We start from the raw sequence: 18,444 nt of genomic DNA, 5'->3' as shown, positions 1-18,444 counted from the left end.
GTGCAAACTTCGGCGGGCTCAGCACGCGCGGGCGACAGGGCGACCAGCGCTCTTACTTCTGCCGCGGATATCCCTGAGTCCGTTGAGGCGCCGAGCCGGCGTCGATTGGTACTCGGCGTGCTGCTGTTCATCGCGGGGTTCACCGTCGTCTTCGTAAGCATGGCCATCCTCGGCGGCACCCTCGGCCGGCTCCTCCTTCAGGCCGCCGACCTCATCGCTCGCGCTCTCGGGGCGGTCATCATTGTGATGGGTCTCATCTTCGTCGGGTGGTTCGGTCGCGCACAGCGCAACACACATCTCAAGGTGCGCGGCGGCCTCGGGCTCATCGGCGCCCCGCTGCTGGGCGTCGCACTCGGAGTGGGCTGGGCACCCTGCATCGGCCCCACCCTCGCGGTCATCCTGACAATGTCGTTCAATTCCGGATCCGCCACACGGGCAGCGATTCTGGCGTGGCGTACTCGCTCGGTCTCGGCATCCCGTTCCTGCTTCTTACCCTCGGCTTCGGTTGGGCGACGCGCTCCGTCACGTTTGTCCGACGCCACATCCGGGCCGTCAACCTCATCGGCGGCGGGATGTTGGTCGCCCTTGGCCTGCTCATGGTGACCGGCATGTGGACCTCGCTCATGGCCCCGCTTCAAGCTTTGTTCTCCACCGTCCCAGCACCGCTTTGAGAAGTCGCCGACGAAGCCAGGTGCACTCCCCCGTGATCTAGGGACGTCGAAGCGGCGCCACGGCTACGTATCAAGTGAGCGATATGCGTGACATAGGAGGTTGGAACGCGCCGTCGATTGAGGGTGCGAAAATAGTGTTGATTCCGAGGTGCGAGGCGTAATGTCGCAGATATGAACGCGCGCGTAGCTTTCTCAGATCAGCGCCCCGGGTTGCAGGCGGCACGGGAGGCGGTTGAGCTTCCGCTGCCGGAGCTCGTCGAGCGCCTCCGCGATCTGGTCGGGGTGCGGCTGGTGGCCTATGTCGGCAACGTGAAGAACACAAGGCCAGTGAGCGACTGGGCCACCGGCCAGCGGTCCCCCGGTGCCGAGGACGAGGCACGGCTCCGCCTTGCGTTCCAGGCCGCACGGCTGATGCGGGAACGCTACGACACCGCCACTATCCAGAGCTGGCTGATGGGCTCGAACCCTGCTCTGGGTCATGAGGCTCCTGCCCGCTACATTCGCGAGAACCGTCCGATTGAGGCGGCCCGCGAGGTGATGGCGGCGGCAAGCTCGTTCACATTCGTCGGATGACCCCGCTGCAACTGCCGGTGTCTGGGGACCCCGGGCCGGTCTGGCGTGTCGGCTACGCCCCCGACCCGTGGCAGTGGACCCCGTGGGAGTACGCCAAAGACCGGGGTCGTTTCAACGGGCGCTGGGATGATCAGAACGCTGACTTCCGCACGCTCTACACAGGAGACAGCCTGCTGGGCTGCTTTCTCGAGCTGCTCGCCTCCCAACGCCCCAATGACCTCGCCTATGCGGAGCTCGCCGCGATCGAAGATGACGATCACGCCGCAAAGGACTACCCCGACCCCGAACGCGGCGCCATCGGCTTGGACTGGCTCAATGACCGTCTGTACGCGCGCGGCCTACAAATCGGCACCTACGCTGAGGTCACCCACGCCGAAGCGCTTGCCTTCCTCGTTGACGCCGGCGTCTTCGACCGGCTCGGCATCCCACCACACGACGTCGACGCCTCCCTCCTCAAAGATCCCAGGCAACGAGACATCACCCGAACGGTGGCGCGGTTCCTTTTCGACCTTCGCGACAAGACCGCGCTGCAGCCGCTCGTGGACGGGATCGCGTTCCGCAGCCGCATGGGCGACGACATCCGGTTGTGGGCGGTGTTCCAGCGCAGCGAGAACGACGTCAGCGAACTCATCACCCCAGACGGCCCCCCTCACCCGGTCACCGACGACAACCCCGACCTCGCCCGAGCGTTCACGTTGTTGGGTCTCCATTGGAAGGCAACTGGGTAACCGCCGCGTCTGACGGCGCAGTCGGCGGCTGCACCGACCGTCACCCACCTCACCGCATTCCCGCGAGGAGAATTCAGGTCACCGTCGAACGGCAAGCAGTCCTCCGCTCAGACAGATGGCCGCCATCACCAAGCTCATCGTCTGATACGAACCGAGCGTGCTGGCCAGTGTCGCTGCCACACCCGGCGCGAGAGCGGTAAACGCGGTGACCGGCGCGGTCAAGAGGCCGTTGAGCCGTCCGAAGGCGGTTGTCCCCCAGCGGTCCGAGACGGCCGAGGCCTGTACCAGGGTGAGCGCGCCGCGGATCGCGCCGGCGACGATGCCGGTGGCCAAGATCCATCCGGGTTCGGTGGCGATGGCGTAGCCGGCAAGCGTTGCGGCGCCGAGCACCCCCACGGTGGTGGGCGCGATCCACGGTGCGGCATGGGGCGGAAAGGCCAGGTAGAGGAGCCGGCCGAGTACTTGCCCGGCGCCGATGAGCCCGAGCACCCACGATGCTGCCTGCAGCCCGAGTCCCTTCTCTCCCGATGCCGGCACCGCGGACAGCGTCACCGCGTACAGAGTCCAAGGGACTGTTCGGCAAGCCCGTACCCGAGGTGCTCTACGTCTGCGTGCAGAACTCCGGCCGCTCCCAGATGGCCGCAGCGCTCACCCGGCACATCGCCGGCGACAGGGTCCATGTCCGCTCCGCCGGGTCGCAGCCAGGCGAACGCATCCTGCCCGACGTCGCCGTAGTGCTCACCGAGATCGGCTTGGATGTCACCGACGAGTTTCCCAAGCCGCTCACTGATGACGTCGTGCGCGCCGCGGACGCCGTGATCACGATGGGCTGCGGCGACGCCTGCCCGCTGTACCCCGGCAAGCGATACCTCGACTGGCAGCTGGACGATCCTGCCGGCCTGGACCTGGATGGGGTCCGCCGGGTGCGGGACGACATCCGTGCTCGCGTGGAGCACCTGCTCAGCGAACTCCTCACTCACTAACCCGCCCCTCGCATCACGACCTCGACAGGACACCTATGCACATCGTCGCCATCGGCGGCAGCGACGCGGGAATCTCCGCCGCGCTGCGCGCCCGCGAACTGGACCCGACTGTCGACGTCACCGTTGTCGTCGCCGACGCCTACCCGAACTACTCCATCTGCGGCATCCCGTACTACTTCTCCGGAGACGTCCAGCCGTGGCAATCCCTTGCCCACCGCACTCATGCGGACCTCGAAGCGACCGGTATGCGGCTGCGGCTGGACACTCTCGCCACCCGTATCGACGTTGCCAACCGGCGGCTTTCTGTTCGCGATGCCCACGGGGACAGCGAGATTGGCTATGACGAGCTGATCGTCGGCACCGGTGCGCTGCCAGCGTTCGCCGGCATCCACGGCCTGGACGCACTGGGACCGGAGTGCGGCGTTCACGTCATCCACTCCACGGGCGACACCTTCGCCCTCGATCAGCAGCTCAAAGATCGCGATCCCCGCACCGCGATCATCATCGGCGCCGAGTACGTCGGCCTAGAGATGGCCGAAGGGTTCGCGAGCCGCGGCATCCGTGTTACCCAGCTGCAGCGCGGCCCCGAGGTGCTGTCCACGCTGGACCCGGAACTGGCCGTAGTCGTTCACACCGAACTGCTCGACCACGGCGTCGACGTGCACACCGGCACCACGGTGAAGGCCGTCGAAAAGACCGCGACCGGCCTGGTCGTGCACGCCCAGTACGCCGGGGAGCCTGTCTCACACACGGCGGACCTGGTGCTCGCCGTCGTCGGTGCACGCCCCAACGCGTCCCGCCTCGAGGACGCGGGCGCATCTGTTGGTGCATTCCGGGCCGTGGCCGTCGACCAGCAGATGCGCACCGGCCTCCCACACGTATTCGCCGCGGGTGACGGTGTTATCACTCACCACCGCCTGCTCGGCGTGACCTACCCGCCTCTAGGTACCACCGCCCACAAGCAAGGCCGCATCGCCGGCGAGAACGCGCTGGGCGGCCAGGCCCGGTTCGCCGGGTCCGTCGGCACCCAGGTCGTCAAGGTCTTCGACGTCGTCGCCGCGCGGACCGGACTGAGAGAACACGAAGCGGCAGCTGCCGGCTACTCACCAGCCACCACTCAAGCCATCGCAGACGACCACAAGCGCTACTACCCCGGCGCGCAGCCCATCAACATTCGCATCACCGGCGACACCCACACCGGCCTATTGCTCGGCGCGCAGCTCGTCGGCCGACTCGGCACTGAGACCGCCAAACGCGTCGACACATACGCCACAGCCCTGTTCGCTGGCCTCACCGTCGAACAGATCAGCGACCTCGACCTCTCATATACGCCCCCGCTCGGATCCGCGTGGGACGCCGTGCAGACGGCGACACAGGAATGGTCGCGCGCACGCCATCCCGTTGAAGTCCCCGCATGACCATCCCGCTCACGGTCCTCTTCATCTGCCAGCACAACGCCGGACGGTCACAACTCGGCGCGCACCTCTTGAATGTCGTTGCACCGGGCCGATTCCTCTCTACCAGCGCCGGCCTCAATCCCGCGGACGAAATCAACCCCGTCATCGCCGTATCGCTGCAAGAAGTAGGCGCCGACACATCAACGACACGCCCACGCCTGGTGACCGAAGCAGACCTGTTCAATGCCGACGTGGTGGTGACAATGAAGCCAGGACTTCAGCTTCCCGCTCCGATCCGTGGGCGGCACGTCGAATGGGAGTTCCCCAACCCCGAGAAGTGGGACCTCGAAGGTGTGCGCACCATGCGTGATGCCGTCGCCGCAAGAGTTCGCAGCCTGGCCGTGGAGTTGTCGCCAAAGGGCGGCTGAAACTCGTCGACGATCACTACCGGGAAGCCTTAGGCCGTCCACCCCGTTATCGCGGAAGAGGTTTGCGTTCTGCCGTACGTTATGAGGTGAGGGATGGTGGCGGCGTGAGTATTCAGATCCTCCATATCGAGGCGTGCCCGAACTGGATTGACGCAGGCAATCGGGTCCGTGAGGCGTTGCGTTTTCTGGGGAGCGACGCTGAGGTGACGTTCCAGCTGGTGAGGTCTACCGAGGATGCCGCTGAGCTCCGGTTCGCAGGATCGCCCACCATTCTTCTCGACGGCGAGGACCTGTTTCCCGGTGGGGAGCCGACGTACGAGCTGGCTTGCCGCATATATGCGACCCCCTCCGGTTTAGCGGGTCTGCCGACCACCGAGCAGCTCGTCGCCGCGATCGGCTCGCATGAACGGTGACGAGCTCGTCCAATGCTCATGCTGCGGCAGAACATTGCCGCGGGCCAAGCTGCATCAGTTGAGCGAACCGGTGGGCTACCTGTGTCGCCGATGTGGTCTGTGGATCGCGCTGCGACCGCGCCGTGACGGGCCCCGATAGCCAGGGGCAGTGATTAGCCAGCGGCGGCCAGCGGGGCGAGCAGATGAAGCATGCCGACCGTGCGGACTAGCGGTCTCCCACTGCCGCCATCCGAGGGCGGCGAACCGCCGTTTAGTTGACCCAGCAGGAATGAACAACGCCTGTCGTTGCCCGGGCGACGGTCGGGATTGACTCAACGAACGCTTTCGCCGTCGTCTTTATCGCAGCGAATTCGATCACACGCCATCCCACGACACCGAAGTCCTCATCCAGAGCTTGCAGCGCGCAGACAAAAGGTGTGTTCGCGGGCGGCCCGACCTGAAACGACACCGTCACGGTGTGGTCGTCAACGATCTCATAGCCCGTGTCGTCATATGAGACATCGTCGAGTGAGTTCGACACCGTGGTCCACGCCAGCGCGGCCACCAACGCGCTGCCGATCAGGGCGACGAGGAGCCAACCAACCCGGCGACGAGCGATCCGCGGAGTGCGGCCATACCGATCTTCTAGCTGTTCCTTCGTGGTCACCGAGCGTCTCCGTTTTCAGCCGCCGGGAAATCGGAGTGGACCGCAAATTCGACAAGGAGTGGCCGCTGGCGCGTTTGTGGGTACGGGTGGGGCTGGGCAAGCACGACCGGGTGTCCCTTAGATTGCGTGAACCTCATCGGGTGACGGGAAGTAACGTCAGCCCGCTGTCGTCGGCGATAAGAATCTCGCCGGCGTCGGTGATGGCGATGGCCTGAGGCGTGCCGTGCGCCGTCCCAGCTCCGTGCCACCGGGTGTCATCGGCTGTGCTGGTCCAGATCGCACCTTCGCTGTCAACGCCGACCAGTCGCTGGTTGCTGGGTGAGGCGGAGATGAGCTGAATGTCCGGGGCATCAACAAGCGGAGTAAACGATGCGCCGTGGTCGTTGCTGAACTGCGGTCCGTCGATAGTGGTGGCAATGATTCGTCCAGTGGCGTCAACGGCGAGCCCGAACGCAAGCGGCTTCCCTGAGGTCGCATTCCACGTCGCGCCTAGGTCTGTGCTTTTCAGCAAGAGATTGCTGTCCGCGGCTTGCCCATATAGATCTCCGTCAGGGCTGGCGGTGAGAGCGTGGAAGTCCTTTTCCCCGGTGTAGGCGACCGGTTCCCACGTGGCGCCGCCGTCACTGCTGCGGATGATCCCGAGGTTCTGCTCCCCCAGCTCGGCTGGAGTGTTGCTACCGGGATGACCCGAGGCGATGAGTTCATCGCCGATTCGCGTGAGTCCCATCGCGTCGAAGTCGTTACCACCGACACGACGACCAAGTTCCCCCTCGGCGGATGCTCGATAGATGCCTCCATGGGTGCCAAGGAGGAAGCCCGTTCCCTGCGGGTCGGACACTATCCCGTGGACGTGCAGGGCGTTCGTCGAATGCTCCGCTCCCGTGGAGGGAGGGTTGGCAGGGGTGCAGCCCGTAAGGGTCAGGGTCAAGAACGCGACAACGGCCGTTGTCGCGCGCAGATGAATGCGCATGACGCACCTTTCGAGTCAGGGTAAGGGGCGCCCACGTGGGCGCCCCTTACCTGGCGCATCAGAGCTGCGCGAGCAGGTCCTGCATCGTGGCGATCTCGGCGGTCTGCGTGTCGACGATGGTCTGCGCCATCTGGACCGCGTCCGCGTTCTGCCCATCGTCGACTTCGTCCTGCGCCATCTCGATGGCACCGTCGTGGTGCATCGTCATCTGCTCGAGGAACAGCCGGGCCGCGTCGGCGCCGGTGGCCGCTTCCAGCGTCGCCATGTCTTCCTCGGTCATCATCCCGCCGCCGTGGTCCATGTCGTCCATGGATTCGGTGTCGGGATCGGCGCCCCACTCTTCCAGCCACTCCTGCAGCTGGTCGATCTCAGGCTGCTGGGCGGCCTTGATGTCCTCGGCGAGGGTGAGGACTTGCTCGTCGATGCCGTCCTTGGCGAGGATCATGTCGGCCATCTCGATGGCTTGCTGGTGGTGCGGGATCATCATTTGCGCGAACATGACGTCCGCGTCGTTGAAGTCCGCGGCGGGCGCGGACGACGAGGAGCTGCTGCCGTGGTCCATGCCGGGCATGGACTCCGAACCGGAGCCGGCGTTACCGCTGTTGCCGGCGCAGCCGGTGAGGGTGAGCGCGGCGGCGAGGGTGAGCGCGGCGGTCGCCGCGGTACGAATCTTCATCAGGGTCTCCAAACAGGGTGTACGTGACAGATGCGCCGGTCAGGATGACGGGCGGGCGGGTGGGAGCCGGCGGGAGGGGTGCCGGCTCGGTCGCTTCACGTACGGCTGATGCAGAGAGCGGTAAGAGACGGTGGGGGCACGTCCGGCTCCGCCCGAAGCCCAAGGCCGTAAGGTCGTGGGCGCGGCAGAGCCGACAGCTGGATCAGGCCGGCACGCGGCCGGGCGAACAGCAGCACGGTCGCTAGCAGGGCGAGTACGCACGCCATGGCCAGCATGTCGGCGTGGCCGGAGCCGCAGTCCGCGCACGGTTCGTCCGTTGCGGGGCCGCCGGTATGGTGGTCCTCCACGGTCGCGCTGGCGGCGGCGGTGACAGTGGTGTGGTGTCCGGTGTCCGCGGTGGCGTGGCTGTTGAGAGAGTGCATGGCCAGCAGGCCGGCGATGACCGCAGCGGTGAGAGCGATGAGCAGCAGCAGCGTGCGCGCCATCGACCGCCCGGCGCGAATCCGGTCCATCAGTGCGATCAGCGACATGTCACCTCCCTCCTTCCACGGTACGACACACCGGTCAGTGGTTGATCACCGCGTCCGGGCGCAGATCCAGCCGCCGCAGCAGCTGCGCGTTGAGAGCAACCACGATGGTGGACAGCGACATCAGGATCGCGCCGACCGACATCGGCAGCACGAATCCGATCGGGGCCAGGATGCCGGCAGCCAAAGGCACGGAAATCAGGTTGTAGCCGGCGGCCCACCACAGGTTCTGCTTCATCTTCCGGTAGCTGGCGCGGGACAGTTCGATCACCGACAGCACCGACCTGGGGTCGTCGCTGGCAAGGATCACCCCGGCGGACGCGATCGCCACGTCGGTGCCGGCGCCGATCGCGATACCGACATCTGCTTGCGCGAGGGCGGGCGCGTCGTTGACTCCGTCGCCGACCATTGCGACCTTGCGGCCCTCGTTTTGCAGTTGCTTCACCTTGGACGCCTTGTCTTCGGGGCGCACACCGGCGAAGAGCCGGTCGATGCCCAGCTCGGCGGCGACCGACGCAGCGACCGCTTCGGCATCCCCGGTGATCATCACAACCTGCACGTCGCGGGCGTGCAGCGCGTCGACGGCCTGCCGGGACTCGGGGCGGATCTCGTCTGCCAGGCGCAGTGCGCCGGCGACCTTCCCGTCGACGAGGACGTGCAGGATGATCGCGCCCTCTTCCCGCCAGTGGTCCGCGATGGGCAGCTCGTGTGCCTCGGCCTGCTCCAGCAGGTACGGTCCACCGACTTGCACGAGCTGACCTTCCACGGTCGCGCGCACCCCGACCGCCGGTGAGGACTCAAAGTCCGTCGACGCCGATACGGACAGGTGCTTGTCCCGTGCGGCGGCGACGATGGCGCGGGCCAGCGGGTGCTCGGAGTCCGACTCCGCCGCGGCCGCCAGTGCCACCAGGCGGTCCGCGTCGATCCCCTCCACCGGCTCCACACCGGTCACAGCGGGGGTGCCCTTGGTGAGGGTGCCCGTCTTATCGAACAGCACCGTGTTCACCGTGCGCATGCTTTCCAGCGCAAGCCGGTCCTTGATGAGCACACCGCCGCGGGCGGCGCGTTCGGTGGCGATAGACACCACCAGCGGGATGGCGAGCCCCAGTGCGTGGGGGCAGGCGATGACCAGCACCGTGATGGTGCGGATGACCGCGTCGTCGGGCAGACCGACCAGCGTCCACACCACCGCGGTGATGGCCGCCGCGATAAGAGCGAACCAGAACAGCCACCCGGCGGCGCGGTCAGCAAGCCGCTGCGCCTTCGAGGAAGAGTTCTGCGCCTCGGTGACCAGGCGTTGGATGCCCGCCAGGGCGGTGTTATCACCCACCGCGGAAACCTCCACCCGCACCCCGGAGTCGGTAGCGACCGTGCCGGCCACGACCGGGTCGCCGTCACTGCGGCGTACCGGGCGGGATTCGCCGGTGATCATCGACTCATCCATGCTCGCCGAACCCTGCACCACCCGTCCGTCGGCGGGCACGCGCCCGCCGGGGCGGACCACCACCACGTCACCGACTTGCAGGTCCCCTGGCGCGACGGTCACCGTGGTGTCCCCGACGACCTTCTCTGCCTCATCCGGCAGCAGCGCGGCGAGGGAGTCCAGTGCGGAGGTCGTCTGAGCCAGCGACCGCATCTCGATCCAGTGGCCCAGCAGCATGATCACGATCAGCAGTGCCAGCTCCCACCAGAAGTCCAGCTCGTGATCCAGCAGACCGAGGCTGGCACCCCAGGAAGCGACGAACGCCACAGTGATCGCCAGCCCGATCAGCAGCATCATGCCGGGTTTGCGGTTTCGGAGCTCGCTGACGGCACCAGTGAGGAACGGGGCACCACCCCACACGTACATGACGGTGCCCAGGATCGGGGAGATCCACCCCACCCAGGCCGCGTCCGGCAGCGGATACCCGAGCAGCATCGAGAACATTCCCGAGAAACCGACCACAGGGACGGCAAGGACCAGCATGATCCAGAACAGCCGGCGGAACTGCCCGACATGGTCACCATGACCGGCATGCCCGCCGTGCGCCATCCCCACATGCGCGCCTTCATGACCCGCATGCGCCTCGCCGTGACCGGCGTGCGCCTCGTGACCGGCGTGCGCCTCGTGCGCGTGTCCGGCGTGCTCGTCGTGCGGGGCGTGGCCGGTTTCGGGTTCGGCGACGGCTTCCCGCATGCCGCGGGCGGTGTCGTCGTCGTGAGGGGTGTGTCCGGCGGGTGAGTGGTGGTGGTCGTGCTGGCTCATGGCGAGCTTCCTTCCACGAAGCTGCATCCCCAAGGGATGCAGGTCAGACTCGAGCGGGAACGCGGGAGTCGGGTGAGGTGAGTGTCGATGTGGTGGCCGGGGCGGGACGGAATCCCCGCAGCCGCAGACTGTTGGTCACCACGAACACCGAGGACAACGCCATCGCGGCCGCGGCCACCAGCGGGTTGAGCAGCCCCGCCATCGCGACCGGGATGGCGGCGACGTTGTACGCGAACGCCCAGAACAGGTTGCCCTTGATGGTGCCCAGAGTGCGGCGTGCCAGCCGGATCGCGTCGGCCACGACCAGCAGGTCGCCGGAAACGACCGTGATGTCGCTGGCGGCGATCGCGGCGTCCGTGCCGCCGCCCATCGCAAGACCCAGGTCAGCGGCCGCCAACGCGGCGGCGTCGTTCACACCATCACCGACCATCGCCACTACCCGGCCCTCGTCCTGCAGCCGGCGGACAACGTCAAGCTTGCCGGCCGGGGTAACACCGGCGTGGACCTGGTCGATCCCGACGGTCGCGGCGATGTGGCGGGCGGCGCCGTCGTTGTCTCCGGTGAGCAGCACCGGCGTCATCCCCAGCGCCTTGAACCGGGCAACGGCTTCGGCACTGGTGGGTTTGACCGTGTCGGCGACTGCGATGATGCCAAGATGCTCCCCGTCACGGCCGATCGCGACCACCGTCGCCCCGGCCGCTTCCAGATTGTCCGCTTCCCGCTGCAGGTCAGCAGGAGGAGTGATGCCCCACTGTTCCTGCAGCCAGGAGGGGCGGCCGGCAACGACAAGAGATCCGTTCACGATGCCCTGCACCCCGAAACCGGCGTGGGACGCGAACGTCTCCGCCGCGGGGACCGGGCCGGTTTCGGTGACGATGGCCCGCGCGACAGGGTGCTCCGATCCGGACTCCACCGCCGCAGCCGCGGCGAGCAGCTCGGCAGAGGTGACACCATCGGTGGGGTGTACCGCGGTGACGGCCATAGTCCCTGAGGTGACGGTGCCGGTCTTGTCCAGCACGATGGTGTCAACCTTGCGGGTCTGTTCCAGCACCTGCGGTCCCCGGATGAGGATGCCCAACTGCGAGCCGCGACCGGTTCCCACGAGCAGGGCGGTGGGGGTGGCCAGGCCCAGCGCGCATGGGCAGGCGATGATCAGGGTCGCCACCGCAGCGGTGAACGCCAGCTCGAGCGAGCCTCCGACGATCAACCAGCCGGCGAACGCCGCGATCGCCAGCAGGATCACCACGGGCACGAACACGCCCGAGACCCGGTCGGCAAGGCGCTGCACCTTGGCTTTACCGGTCTGCGCTTCCTCCATCAGACGCCGCATCCGCGCCAGCTCGGTGTCCGCGCCGACTCGGGTGATCTCCACGGTGAGCCGTCCGCCGACGTTCACGGTCGCTCCCACAACTCGTGACCCGACGCCCACCTCGACGGGGGCGGACTCGCCGGTGAGCATGCTCGCGTCGATCGCGGAGGACCCGTCGACGACGAGCCCGTCGGAGGGGATCTTCTCCCCCGGTCGGACCAGCACGATGTCACCGGCGACCAGCTGCGCTACCGGAACCCGCTGCTCCACCCCGCCGACGATCTTCACGGCGTCTTTCGCGCCCAGCTCCAGCAATGCACGCAACGCCTCGGACGACGACTTGCGGGCACGGGCTTCGGCGTACCGGCCGGCGAGGATGAACACCGTAACCAGCGCGGCGACCTCGAGATAGATCTCGTGACCGCCGGCCTGCGGGGCGCCGACGAGCGTGAAAGTCATCGTCATGCCCGGCATCCCGGCCCCGCCGAAGAACAGGGCGTACAGCGACCACCCGAACGCGGCGATCACGCCAACGCTGATCAACGTGTCCATCGTCGCTGCGCCGTGGCGGGCATTGACTGCCGCGGCACGGTGAAATGGCCACGCACCCCACACCGCCACCGGGGCGGTGAGAGTAAGTGCCAGCCATTGCCAGTACTCAAACTGCAACGCGGGAACCATCGACATCACCGCGACCGGCAGTGCTAGGGCGGTGCTGATCAGCAGACGCTGCCGCAACGACACCAACTCACCATCCGCTGCCGGTGCGGCACCCTCGTCCGAGGAACCAACCGGGGGCGGAGCGGGAAGAGCGGCCTGGTAACCGGCGGATTCGACTGCCGCGATCAGCGCGGCCGGGTCGATCTCCTCGCCGCGCACTCGGGCTTTCTCAGTGGCGTAGTTGACAGTCGCTTCGACGCCGGGCAGTTTGTTGAGCTTGCGCTCGATCCGCGTCGCGCAGGATGCGCACGTCATCCCGGTGATGTCGAGTTCGACATCAACCGTGCTCATGATGAGCTGCCGGCCAAGGAGTAGCCAGCCTCCTCCACCGCTGCCGCAACTGCAGCGGTGTCCACCGGAGTGGCACTGCGGATCGTTACACGCGAAGTCCCACCGGCGTTGAGGTCCACCTCTACGCCCTCGACTCCCTCGATGGCGGTCAGCTCCTCAGTGACGCTCATGACGCAGTGCGAGCAGGTCATGCCCGCCACCAGCACCTCGGAGGACACCGCCGACGTCGACGCGTCCTCAATTGCGGGGGCTGATGCGGTTGAGCAGCACGCACAGCCAGCAGAGTCCTTCAGGCCCAGGTCGTCGCGGTTGTCGATGTTCATCACAGTCTCCTCGTGTGAGTGGGTCAATCGGTTAGGAACGGACGAGGCGAGCGATCGCGTCGTTGGCTTCGCGGATCTTCTCCTCCGCGACAGCACCGCCCTCGGCGCTAGCCTCGGCGACGCAATGCGTGAGGTGGTCCCCCAGCAGCGACAGCGCAACGCTCTCCAGCGCCTTCGTCGCCGCCGACACCTGAGTGAGGATGTCGATGCAGTACTGGTCCTCCTCAACCATCCGCGCAATTCCGCGAACCTGACCTTCCGCGCGGCGCAGCCGCTTCAGCAGGTCATCCTTGTTCGCCACGTAACCGTTCATGATCAATACCATACCCCCCTACGGTACGATCAGTCAATCGGTGCAGTGTCTCCGAGTGTGATGCCTCGTAACAACGGCCCCCGCCGGGCGATCCCGTCAAACCAAATGGGAATACCCTATGGGGGTATCTCAATTGCCATACGTGCCCGTGTGCTTCACCGCGCCAGCGGGAACCCATAACCCGTCCGCGTCTCGCGATGACCCGGTGGGCACTGTGAAGGAGGAAATTGATGACGCTGACAAAGACTCGTGAGCAAAGCGGTCTCGTACCCCTGCTCGTGATTGCGACGGCGCAGCTCATGCTCGTGCTTGACGACTCGATCGTGAACATCGCGCTGCCGAGCATTCAAACGGAGCTGCGGGTAGCCCCGGTGCACCTGCCCTGGGTGGTCAATGCCTACATCCTTGCGTTCGGCGCGCTGCTGCTCCTCGGCGGGCGACTCGGCGACCTATGGGGCCGCAGGCGCACGCTCCAGGTCGGCATCGCGGTCTTTGTGGTCGCCTCGCTCCTCGGAGGTCTTGGGCAGAATGTCGAGACGCTCATCATCGCTCGCGCCGTACAGGGCATCGGCGCCGCGATGGCAGCGCCGAACGCTCTGGCGCTCATCGCCACGACCTTCTCCGAGCGATCGATGCGCGACAAAGCGCTCTCGCTTTACGGCGCGATGTCAGGTCTCGGTATCGTCCTCGGGCTCCTTCTGGGCGGCCTCCTCACCGACCTGCTGGACTGGCGCTGGGTCTTCTTCATCAACGTGCCCATCGGCATCCTTGTTCTTTGGGGCACCCGTACCCTGCTCGCCGCCGACCGGCACGCCGGACGCCTCGGCATGATCGGCGCCGTGCTCGGAACTGCGGGCATGGTCTCGCTTGTCTACGCCATCACCCGCTTCGGCGAGGAGGGCTTCGCCGACGCGATCGCCTACACGCTGGTGGGCGTGGCGACCGTGCTGCTCGTTGTCTTCGTTCTCGTCCAGCGCTCCAGCTCAAACCCACTAGTTCCGCTGGACCTGTTCAAGGACCGCAGCCGAACCGGCGCCTACCTGACGATGCTCGGCCTGGCAATCGGTCCCATGGGCACCTTCTACGTAATCACCCTCTACCTCCAGGAGGTGCGCGGGTTCAGCCCGCTGATCACGGGTCTGTCCTGGCTCCCCTTTGCCGTGGGCATCGTCCTGGGCGCGGGCATCGCGCCGAAGCTCTTGGTGAAGCTCGCCCCGCGCTGGGTCGCCGCGACCGGCGCCCTCCTCGCGGCAAGCGGAACCGTGTGGTTCTCCTTCATCGGCCTCGAGAGCGGATACTGGCTCCACCTCGCCCCCGCGATGCTGATCGTTGCCTTCGGCTTCGGCATCGGCGTCATCTCCCTCACTCAGGCAGCGGTCTACGGGGTGTCAGCCGACAAAGCGGGCATCGCCTCCGCCCTCCTCAACTCCGCCCAGCAGATCGGAGTCGCGCTCGGCCTCGCCGTACTCGCCGGCGTCGCCGCGAGCGTCACCGCCGGGACCGTCACCGCCGGACCACAGGCACTTCTGAACGGGTACGGCACTGCACTGCTCGTCGGCGCGGGCATCTTGCTCGCCTCCGCGGTCCTGGCCGTTCTGACGCTGAGTGGGAGGCCCACCGTCGCTCCAACCGGGCACGAGATCCCGACCCCGTAGTCACTGGGAGCGTGGCTTTCGGCGGCGGTGCGCGTGTTGCCCCTCCTGCGCAATACATGAGCAGGCTCATGAAATGCGGCGTTAGGGAACCGCTCCCGTCGACGACCGCGCGCAGTGCCGTCAATTGCGACGGCGCCTCAGTCCTGGATGTCGGCCTTCCACCTTCCAACCTCGCCCTCAAGTTCGAGACGAATACGGAGGAATCGGACGCGGTGGCGAAACGCTCGTCCGGACAAGGCGACGTCGGCAGACCCTTCGACGACGACTGGGTCGATAAGGGTGAGCTGTATGGAATCTCGGCCGGCGTTCAAACCGGTCAGCGGCTCGCGGGCTAACGACTTCGGCCAAGGGTGCCGCCGCGCGGGGCAGTACTGGATTTGGTACCAATCAGCAATGAGCGCGCCGAGAGAGACCTCAAGCCCCGCTTCCCAGTCGAATTCGACAATGGGCGATTTGTAGAGGCCGGCCGGCGGTTCTGGAACAGAGCCAGTGCAGCAGGCCTGGCTCACAGATTGCCGCGCGTGACACATCTACTGGCACAGTTAAGCGCGACACGCCGTGCATCTAAGTGCATGGGGATGCTGGTGTGCCACTATTTCGGTCAGCCGAAATCCGCGGAATCACGCGGCAAAAGCGGGCATTTGCACCCCAGAAAATGAGAGTTCGAATCCCCTATCCTCCGCCACTTGTTCTCCGTCTCTGCAAGGGACTTCTGTCCGTCGACGTCGCCTCACCCGCGTGGCCGGTCGCTGTGATCCCTCAGTGACTCACCAGGCTCTTCAGGAGGATCAGCGCACCGCCGAACGCAGCGGTGACCAGCGCACCGCCGACGCGGACGTACCAGCGAGGGCTCCAGCGTGCGACAGCGATCCAGCCGAGCACACCGAGCAGGATGGTGTTGACGATCAGGGCCGTCCAGATCGCGGTGCCGTCGTCGAGCACGCGTGTCGCGCCCACCGTCAGGATGGCCAGCGGCGCGACGCTGGCCAAGAGCATTCCGGATGCCTCGAACGCCGCCGACCGCAGGCTCGTTCTCACGCTCCATCTCCTCTTGTCGGCCGCAAGGCGGGCCAGCGCTCCCGCATAGACATGCGCGGCGAAGAAGACGATGACCGTGACCGCGACGGTCACGAGCGCGACGACTGAGGTGGCATCCGCAGCGCCGGTGATCACCAGCATCCCGGAGACGAGGATGAGGCCGTAGATCGCCTCCTCCGTCAGAAAGATCCGTGCCAGGCGCGGGGCGGGGTCGACGGCGACATCGCTCATCGCATCACGTCTTGAGATCTTGCTGAGGCACGAGCACCTCGCGAATCACGAGCAGAATCGACGCGGTCACGGGAAGGGCGACGAGCACGCCGATGACTCCCATGAGCGCGCCGCCGACGAGCGCGGCGATGAGCACGAGAGCCGCGGGGATCGAGACCGCCTTGTTCATCACCCGCGGGCTGACTACGTACGATTCCAGCTGGATGTATATGAGATACGCGATCGCGAAGATCAATGCCTGAGTCGGGCTTGAGAACAGCGCGACACCCGACCCGATCACCAGGAAGATCACCGAGCCGAAGAGCGGGATGAGCGTGATCACGAACGCGATCACACCCATGAGCGCGGGAAACGGAAGGCCGATGAGCAGATGGAGGAGGAACACCACAGCCGCATTGAGGCCCGCGAGGATGATCGAACCGATCAGCGCGCTTCCGACCGAGGCGGTGATCCGTTCCGTCAGGTCTGAAAGGCGAGGACGGTTGCGAGCCGGCGCAAGGGAGTAGAAGGCCTCCTTGGCGGCGGCGAGTGAAGCCAGGAAGTACAGCGTCAGCGCGACGACGATGAAACTCGCCGAGACACCGCTGATGAAAGAGAAGGCGGCGGACAGGATGCCGCGGCTGAATGCTGCGAGCGTCGCCGGTTCGGCGACCCACACCGCGAGCTGGTCGAGTGCCGTCGCGACGGCGACCTGCGCATCGGGTTCCAGCCGCTGGAACCACTCGGACTCGGGGATGCCGGCGATGGTAGGCGGCACGGTCTCGATGAACTGCCCGATCTGTGCGAGCACCGGAGGCAGGACCCAGATGAGGAATGCCGCGAAGAGGAGTGCGAAGCAGGTGAACACGATCGCGATTCCGAGCGGACGACTGACGCGCCGCCGTTCCAAGGTGCGCACGAGCGGATCGAGCGCCAGCGCGAGGAAGAGCGCGAGGACGATCGAAAGGACGATGGTCGGAATCGATGCAACGGCTGCGCCGAGGACCAGTGCGCCCAGCACGCCCACGGTGGCCAGGAACCCGGCCGCGAGCGGGCCATCCAGTCCCACGCGAGCCCGGATGCTCCAGCGGGGCGCGTCCGCTCTCCCGGAGAGAGGCGGCGGAGAACGGACGCCGTTGTCACCTGGCTGCTCGTCTTCGCGGACGTCATCCATGCCGGCACCTCAGAGCGCGTCGCCCGAGGCGTCGGCCGACCGCTGCGCCGCGGCGAGGAAGCGGATGAAGACCGCGATCCATCCGAAGATGAGAGCGAAGACGATGATCTCGAACGCCGTCAACGAGAAGTACTGAACGATGAAGAGCACCAAAGAGGCGAGCGTCGCCGCCAGGAATGCCCACGAGGCGAGGAAGTAGGTGCGCGGCAGACCGCGCAGCAGCCGGGGCCCGGTGAAGAGGAGCCCGAGAAAGACCAGGGCCATTCCGGAGGCAGAGAGGTTGTGCAGGGTGAACTGCACGTCGACCGGGAAGATGCCGACGCACGCGAGCATCGCCCCCATGACGACGAAGAGGGCCGAGACGACCTGCGGCGCGCGCTCGTAGCCCAGGACTCCGACGTCGACCAGCACGGAGAGGTCGTGTGCGATGTAGACGGCGAACGTCGTGACCAGCAGTCCTCCCGCGATGAGCGTGCCGTTGAACATCCAGCTGGACAGCGAGTCGGATGTACCCAGCTGACTGAAGTGCACCGACCACCATTCCGGATCCGGGCTGGTGATCATCGCCGTGAGCGTTCCGATCCCGATGAACGCCATCAGCAGCGACGACATCCGTCGCGTGGTCATACTCGACGACGACAGATAGGCGATGTAGGCCGAGAGTCCGAGCGTCACCGCCATCAGGACCACCGCCCAGAAGATGACCACGGGAAGCCCGATGAACCCCAGCGCGAGAAGGAGATAGAGGGCATACGCGGCGAGGAATGCCAGCGCTGCGTGGACGATGACGACCGAGAGCGTGTTGACGGTGAACTTCCAGGCCGGCAGGCTGCGCCGCCACGCCTGGTCGGCCCGGCTGCGGGCGCGCCAGTAGCCGATGGCCGATGAGGTCGCGGCGACCGCGGCCGATCCCCACGCCGCCGCGAGCCCGAAGCGCCCCTCCCCCGCCAGTGTCAGCGCCGGCGACGCGAGCGCGATGATCAGGCCGTAGATCGCTCCGAGGCAGCCTGCGGCGAGCGCGATGTAGATCGCGTCGGATTCTGTCTGCGGAGACGGGGACGAGACCCGCGCCTCCGCCATCCGCGTGGCATCCTGCGAGGACATGGCGTCAGTGTACGAACGGCGGTATCACCTGAGAGGGGTGATTCTTGCCG

The 18,444-nt window shown here is 66.5% G+C and carries 20 protein-coding genes and 1 pseudogene; 9 read left to right on the top strand and 12 right to left on the bottom strand.

The features are described from left to right. Positions 1-159: 159 nt before the first annotated feature. The 4 genes and pseudogenes from WYM_RS22450 to WYM_RS18920 form a co-directional block, all read left to right on the top strand. Positions 160-387: pseudogene (locus tag WYM_RS22450) on the top strand (cytochrome c biogenesis protein CcdA); the annotation flags it as partial. 62 nt (positions 388-449) lie between these two features. Beyond that, positions 450-671, top strand: a complete 222-nt coding sequence (locus WYM_RS22445) for a cytochrome c biogenesis protein CcdA (RefSeq protein WP_019178965.1) — start codon at positions 450-452, stop codon at positions 669-671. Between the two features lie 171 nt (positions 672-842). Next, a complete protein-coding gene (locus tag WYM_RS01035) occupies positions 843-1,244 on the top strand; it encodes a hypothetical protein (protein WP_019178964.1) in 402 nt (133 codons plus the stop codon). Continuing rightward, a complete protein-coding gene (locus tag WYM_RS18920; RefSeq protein ID WP_019178963.1) occupies positions 1,241-1,972 on the top strand; it encodes an RES domain-containing protein in 732 nt (243 codons plus the stop codon). Before WYM_RS01035 ends, WYM_RS18920 begins: the two co-directional genes overlap by 4 nt. A gap of 78 nt (positions 1,973-2,050) precedes the next feature. On the opposite strand, the gene WYM_RS18915 is transcribed toward WYM_RS18920, so the two are convergent. Further along, positions 2,051-2,524: a hypothetical protein gene (locus WYM_RS18915; protein WP_019178962.1), complete on the bottom strand. Its 474-nt coding sequence runs from the start codon at positions 2,522-2,524 to the stop codon at positions 2,051-2,053. Here WYM_RS18915 and WYM_RS01020 point away from each other — a divergent pair. From WYM_RS01020 to WYM_RS01005, 4 genes are all read left to right on the top strand, one after another. Further along, the gene (locus WYM_RS01020; RefSeq protein ID WP_019178961.1) at positions 2,500-2,955 is read left to right on the top strand and encodes an arsenate reductase ArsC; all 456 of its coding nucleotides are present in this window, start codon (positions 2,500-2,502) and stop codon (positions 2,953-2,955) included. The genes WYM_RS18915 and WYM_RS01020 overlap by 25 nt on opposite strands. Positions 2,956-2,990: 35 nt before the next feature. Further along, positions 2,991-4,373: an FAD-dependent oxidoreductase gene (locus WYM_RS01015; protein ID WP_019178960.1), complete on the top strand. Its 1,383-nt coding sequence runs from the start codon at positions 2,991-2,993 to the stop codon at positions 4,371-4,373. Further along, entirely contained in the window at positions 4,370-4,780 is a 411-nt protein-coding gene (locus WYM_RS01010) for a low molecular weight phosphatase family protein (protein ID WP_019178959.1), read from the top strand. Before WYM_RS01015 ends, WYM_RS01010 begins: the two co-directional genes overlap by 4 nt. Before the next feature lie 104 nt (positions 4,781-4,884). Then, a complete protein-coding gene (locus WYM_RS01005) occupies positions 4,885-5,193 on the top strand; it encodes a DF family (seleno)protein (protein ID WP_026059443.1) in 309 nt (102 codons plus the stop codon). 250 nt (positions 5,194-5,443) lie between these two features. On the opposite strand, the gene WYM_RS01000 is transcribed toward WYM_RS01005, so the two are convergent. From WYM_RS01000 to WYM_RS00960, 8 genes are all read right to left on the bottom strand, one after another. Next, the gene (locus WYM_RS01000) at positions 5,444-5,839 is read right to left on the bottom strand and encodes a DUF4307 domain-containing protein (protein ID WP_019178957.1); all 396 of its coding nucleotides are present in this window, start codon (positions 5,837-5,839) and stop codon (positions 5,444-5,446) included. Between the two features lie 133 nt (positions 5,840-5,972). Beyond that, positions 5,973-6,809, bottom strand: coding sequence for a F510_1955 family glycosylhydrolase (locus WYM_RS00995; RefSeq protein ID WP_026059442.1), 837 nt, complete (start codon positions 6,807-6,809; stop codon positions 5,973-5,975). A gap of 58 nt (positions 6,810-6,867) precedes the next feature. After that, positions 6,868-7,485 carry a DUF305 domain-containing protein gene (locus tag WYM_RS00990; protein WP_019178955.1) on the bottom strand — a complete coding sequence of 206 codons (618 nt, stop codon included), beginning with the start codon at positions 7,483-7,485 and terminating at the stop codon, positions 6,868-6,870. Between the two features lie 95 nt (positions 7,486-7,580). Continuing rightward, positions 7,581-8,015, bottom strand: coding sequence for a DUF6153 family protein (locus tag WYM_RS20935; protein WP_019178954.1), 435 nt, complete (start codon positions 8,013-8,015; stop codon positions 7,581-7,583). A 34-nt stretch (positions 8,016-8,049) separates the two neighbouring features. Then, complete coding sequence (locus WYM_RS00980) at positions 8,050-10,257, bottom strand: heavy metal translocating P-type ATPase (protein ID WP_423793888.1); 2,208 nt, start codon at positions 10,255-10,257, stop codon at positions 8,050-8,052. Positions 10,258-10,300: 43 nt separating this feature from the next. Then, positions 10,301-12,577, bottom strand: a complete 2,277-nt coding sequence (locus WYM_RS00970; RefSeq protein WP_019178951.1) for a heavy metal translocating P-type ATPase — start codon at positions 12,575-12,577, stop codon at positions 10,301-10,303. Further along, positions 12,574-12,900, bottom strand: coding sequence for a heavy-metal-associated domain-containing protein (locus tag WYM_RS00965; RefSeq protein WP_019178950.1), 327 nt, complete (start codon positions 12,898-12,900; stop codon positions 12,574-12,576). Before WYM_RS00965 ends, WYM_RS00970 begins: the two co-directional genes overlap by 4 nt. 31 nt (positions 12,901-12,931) lie before the next feature. After that, positions 12,932-13,213 (bottom strand): metal-sensitive transcriptional regulator, encoded by a 282-nt coding sequence (locus WYM_RS00960; protein WP_026059439.1) that lies wholly within the window; start codon positions 13,211-13,213, stop codon positions 12,932-12,934. A gap of 230 nt (positions 13,214-13,443) precedes the next feature. Here WYM_RS00960 and WYM_RS00955 point away from each other — a divergent pair, with 230 nt between their 5' ends. Beyond that, positions 13,444-14,868: an MFS transporter gene (locus WYM_RS00955; protein WP_019178948.1), complete on the top strand. Its 1,425-nt coding sequence runs from the start codon at positions 13,444-13,446 to the stop codon at positions 14,866-14,868. A 759-nt stretch (positions 14,869-15,627) separates the two neighbouring features. On the opposite strand, the gene WYM_RS00950 is transcribed toward WYM_RS00955, so the two are convergent. Genes WYM_RS00950 through WYM_RS00940 form a run of 3 tightly spaced genes read right to left on the bottom strand, consistent with a single transcriptional unit; the run spans position 15,628 to position 18,394 of the window. Continuing rightward, on the bottom strand, positions 15,628-16,137 hold the full coding sequence (locus tag WYM_RS00950; RefSeq protein ID WP_019178947.1) for a hypothetical protein: 510 nt from the start codon (positions 16,135-16,137) through the stop codon (positions 15,628-15,630). Between the two features lie 4 nt (positions 16,138-16,141). Beyond that, entirely contained in the window at positions 16,142-17,290 is a 1,149-nt protein-coding gene (locus tag WYM_RS00945; RefSeq protein ID WP_026059438.1) for an AI-2E family transporter, read from the bottom strand. Between the two features lie 9 nt (positions 17,291-17,299). Next, positions 17,300-18,394 (bottom strand): DUF998 domain-containing protein, encoded by a 1,095-nt coding sequence (locus tag WYM_RS00940; protein ID WP_026059437.1) that lies wholly within the window; start codon positions 18,392-18,394, stop codon positions 17,300-17,302. Positions 18,395-18,444: the final 50 nt, after the last annotated feature.

Source organism: Microbacterium yannicii PS01 (assembly GCF_000304335.1).
Taxonomy (GTDB): domain Bacteria; phylum Actinomycetota; class Actinomycetes; order Actinomycetales; family Microbacteriaceae; genus Microbacterium; species Microbacterium yannicii_A.
This window is presented reverse-complemented; position numbering and strand designations above follow the sequence as displayed.

What these genes read in the sequence shown, in the direction of transcription:
- WYM_RS00990 (WP_019178955.1), bottom strand. Translation starts at nt 7,485, where the DNA reads ATGAAGATTCGTACCGCGGCGACCGCCGCGCTCACCCTCGCCGCCGCG.
- WYM_RS00955 (WP_019178948.1), top strand. Translation starts at nt 13,444, where the DNA reads ATGACGCTGACAAAGACTCGTGAGCAAAGCGGTCTCGTACCCCTGCTC.
- WYM_RS00940 (WP_026059437.1), bottom strand. Translation starts at nt 18,394, where the DNA reads ATGTCCTCGCAGGATGCCACGCGGATGGCGGAGGCGCGGGTCTCGTCC.
- WYM_RS20935 (WP_019178954.1), bottom strand. Translation starts at nt 8,015, where the DNA reads ATGTCGCTGATCGCACTGATGGACCGGATTCGCGCCGGGCGGTCGATG.
- WYM_RS00970 (WP_019178951.1), bottom strand. Translation starts at nt 12,577, where the DNA reads ATGAGCACGGTTGATGTCGAACTCGACATCACCGGGATGACGTGCGCA.
- WYM_RS00965 (WP_019178950.1), bottom strand. Translation starts at nt 12,900, where the DNA reads ATGAACATCGACAACCGCGACGACCTGGGCCTGAAGGACTCTGCTGGC.
- WYM_RS00960 (WP_026059439.1), bottom strand. Translation starts at nt 13,213, where the DNA reads ATGAACGGTTACGTGGCGAACAAGGATGACCTGCTGAAGCGGCTGCGC.
- WYM_RS00945 (WP_026059438.1), bottom strand. Translation starts at nt 17,290, where the DNA reads ATGGATGACGTCCGCGAAGACGAGCAGCCAGGTGACAACGGCGTCCGT.
- WYM_RS01010 (WP_019178959.1), top strand. Translation starts at nt 4,370, where the DNA reads ATGACCATCCCGCTCACGGTCCTCTTCATCTGCCAGCACAACGCCGGA.
- WYM_RS00980 (WP_423793888.1), bottom strand. Translation starts at nt 10,257, where the DNA reads ATGAGCCAGCACGACCACCACCACTCACCCGCCGGACACACCCCTCAC.
- WYM_RS01035 (WP_019178964.1), top strand. Translation starts at nt 843, where the DNA reads ATGAACGCGCGCGTAGCTTTCTCAGATCAGCGCCCCGGGTTGCAGGCG.
- WYM_RS18920 (WP_019178963.1), top strand. Translation starts at nt 1,241, where the DNA reads ATGACCCCGCTGCAACTGCCGGTGTCTGGGGACCCCGGGCCGGTCTGG.
- WYM_RS01020 (WP_019178961.1), top strand. Translation starts at nt 2,500, where the DNA reads ATGCCGGCACCGCGGACAGCGTCACCGCGTACAGAGTCCAAGGGACTG.
- WYM_RS00950 (WP_019178947.1), bottom strand. Translation starts at nt 16,137, where the DNA reads ATGAGCGATGTCGCCGTCGACCCCGCCCCGCGCCTGGCACGGATCTTT.
- WYM_RS01015 (WP_019178960.1), top strand. Translation starts at nt 2,991, where the DNA reads ATGCACATCGTCGCCATCGGCGGCAGCGACGCGGGAATCTCCGCCGCG.
- WYM_RS00995 (WP_026059442.1), bottom strand. Translation starts at nt 6,809, where the DNA reads ATGCGCATTCATCTGCGCGCGACAACGGCCGTTGTCGCGTTCTTGACC.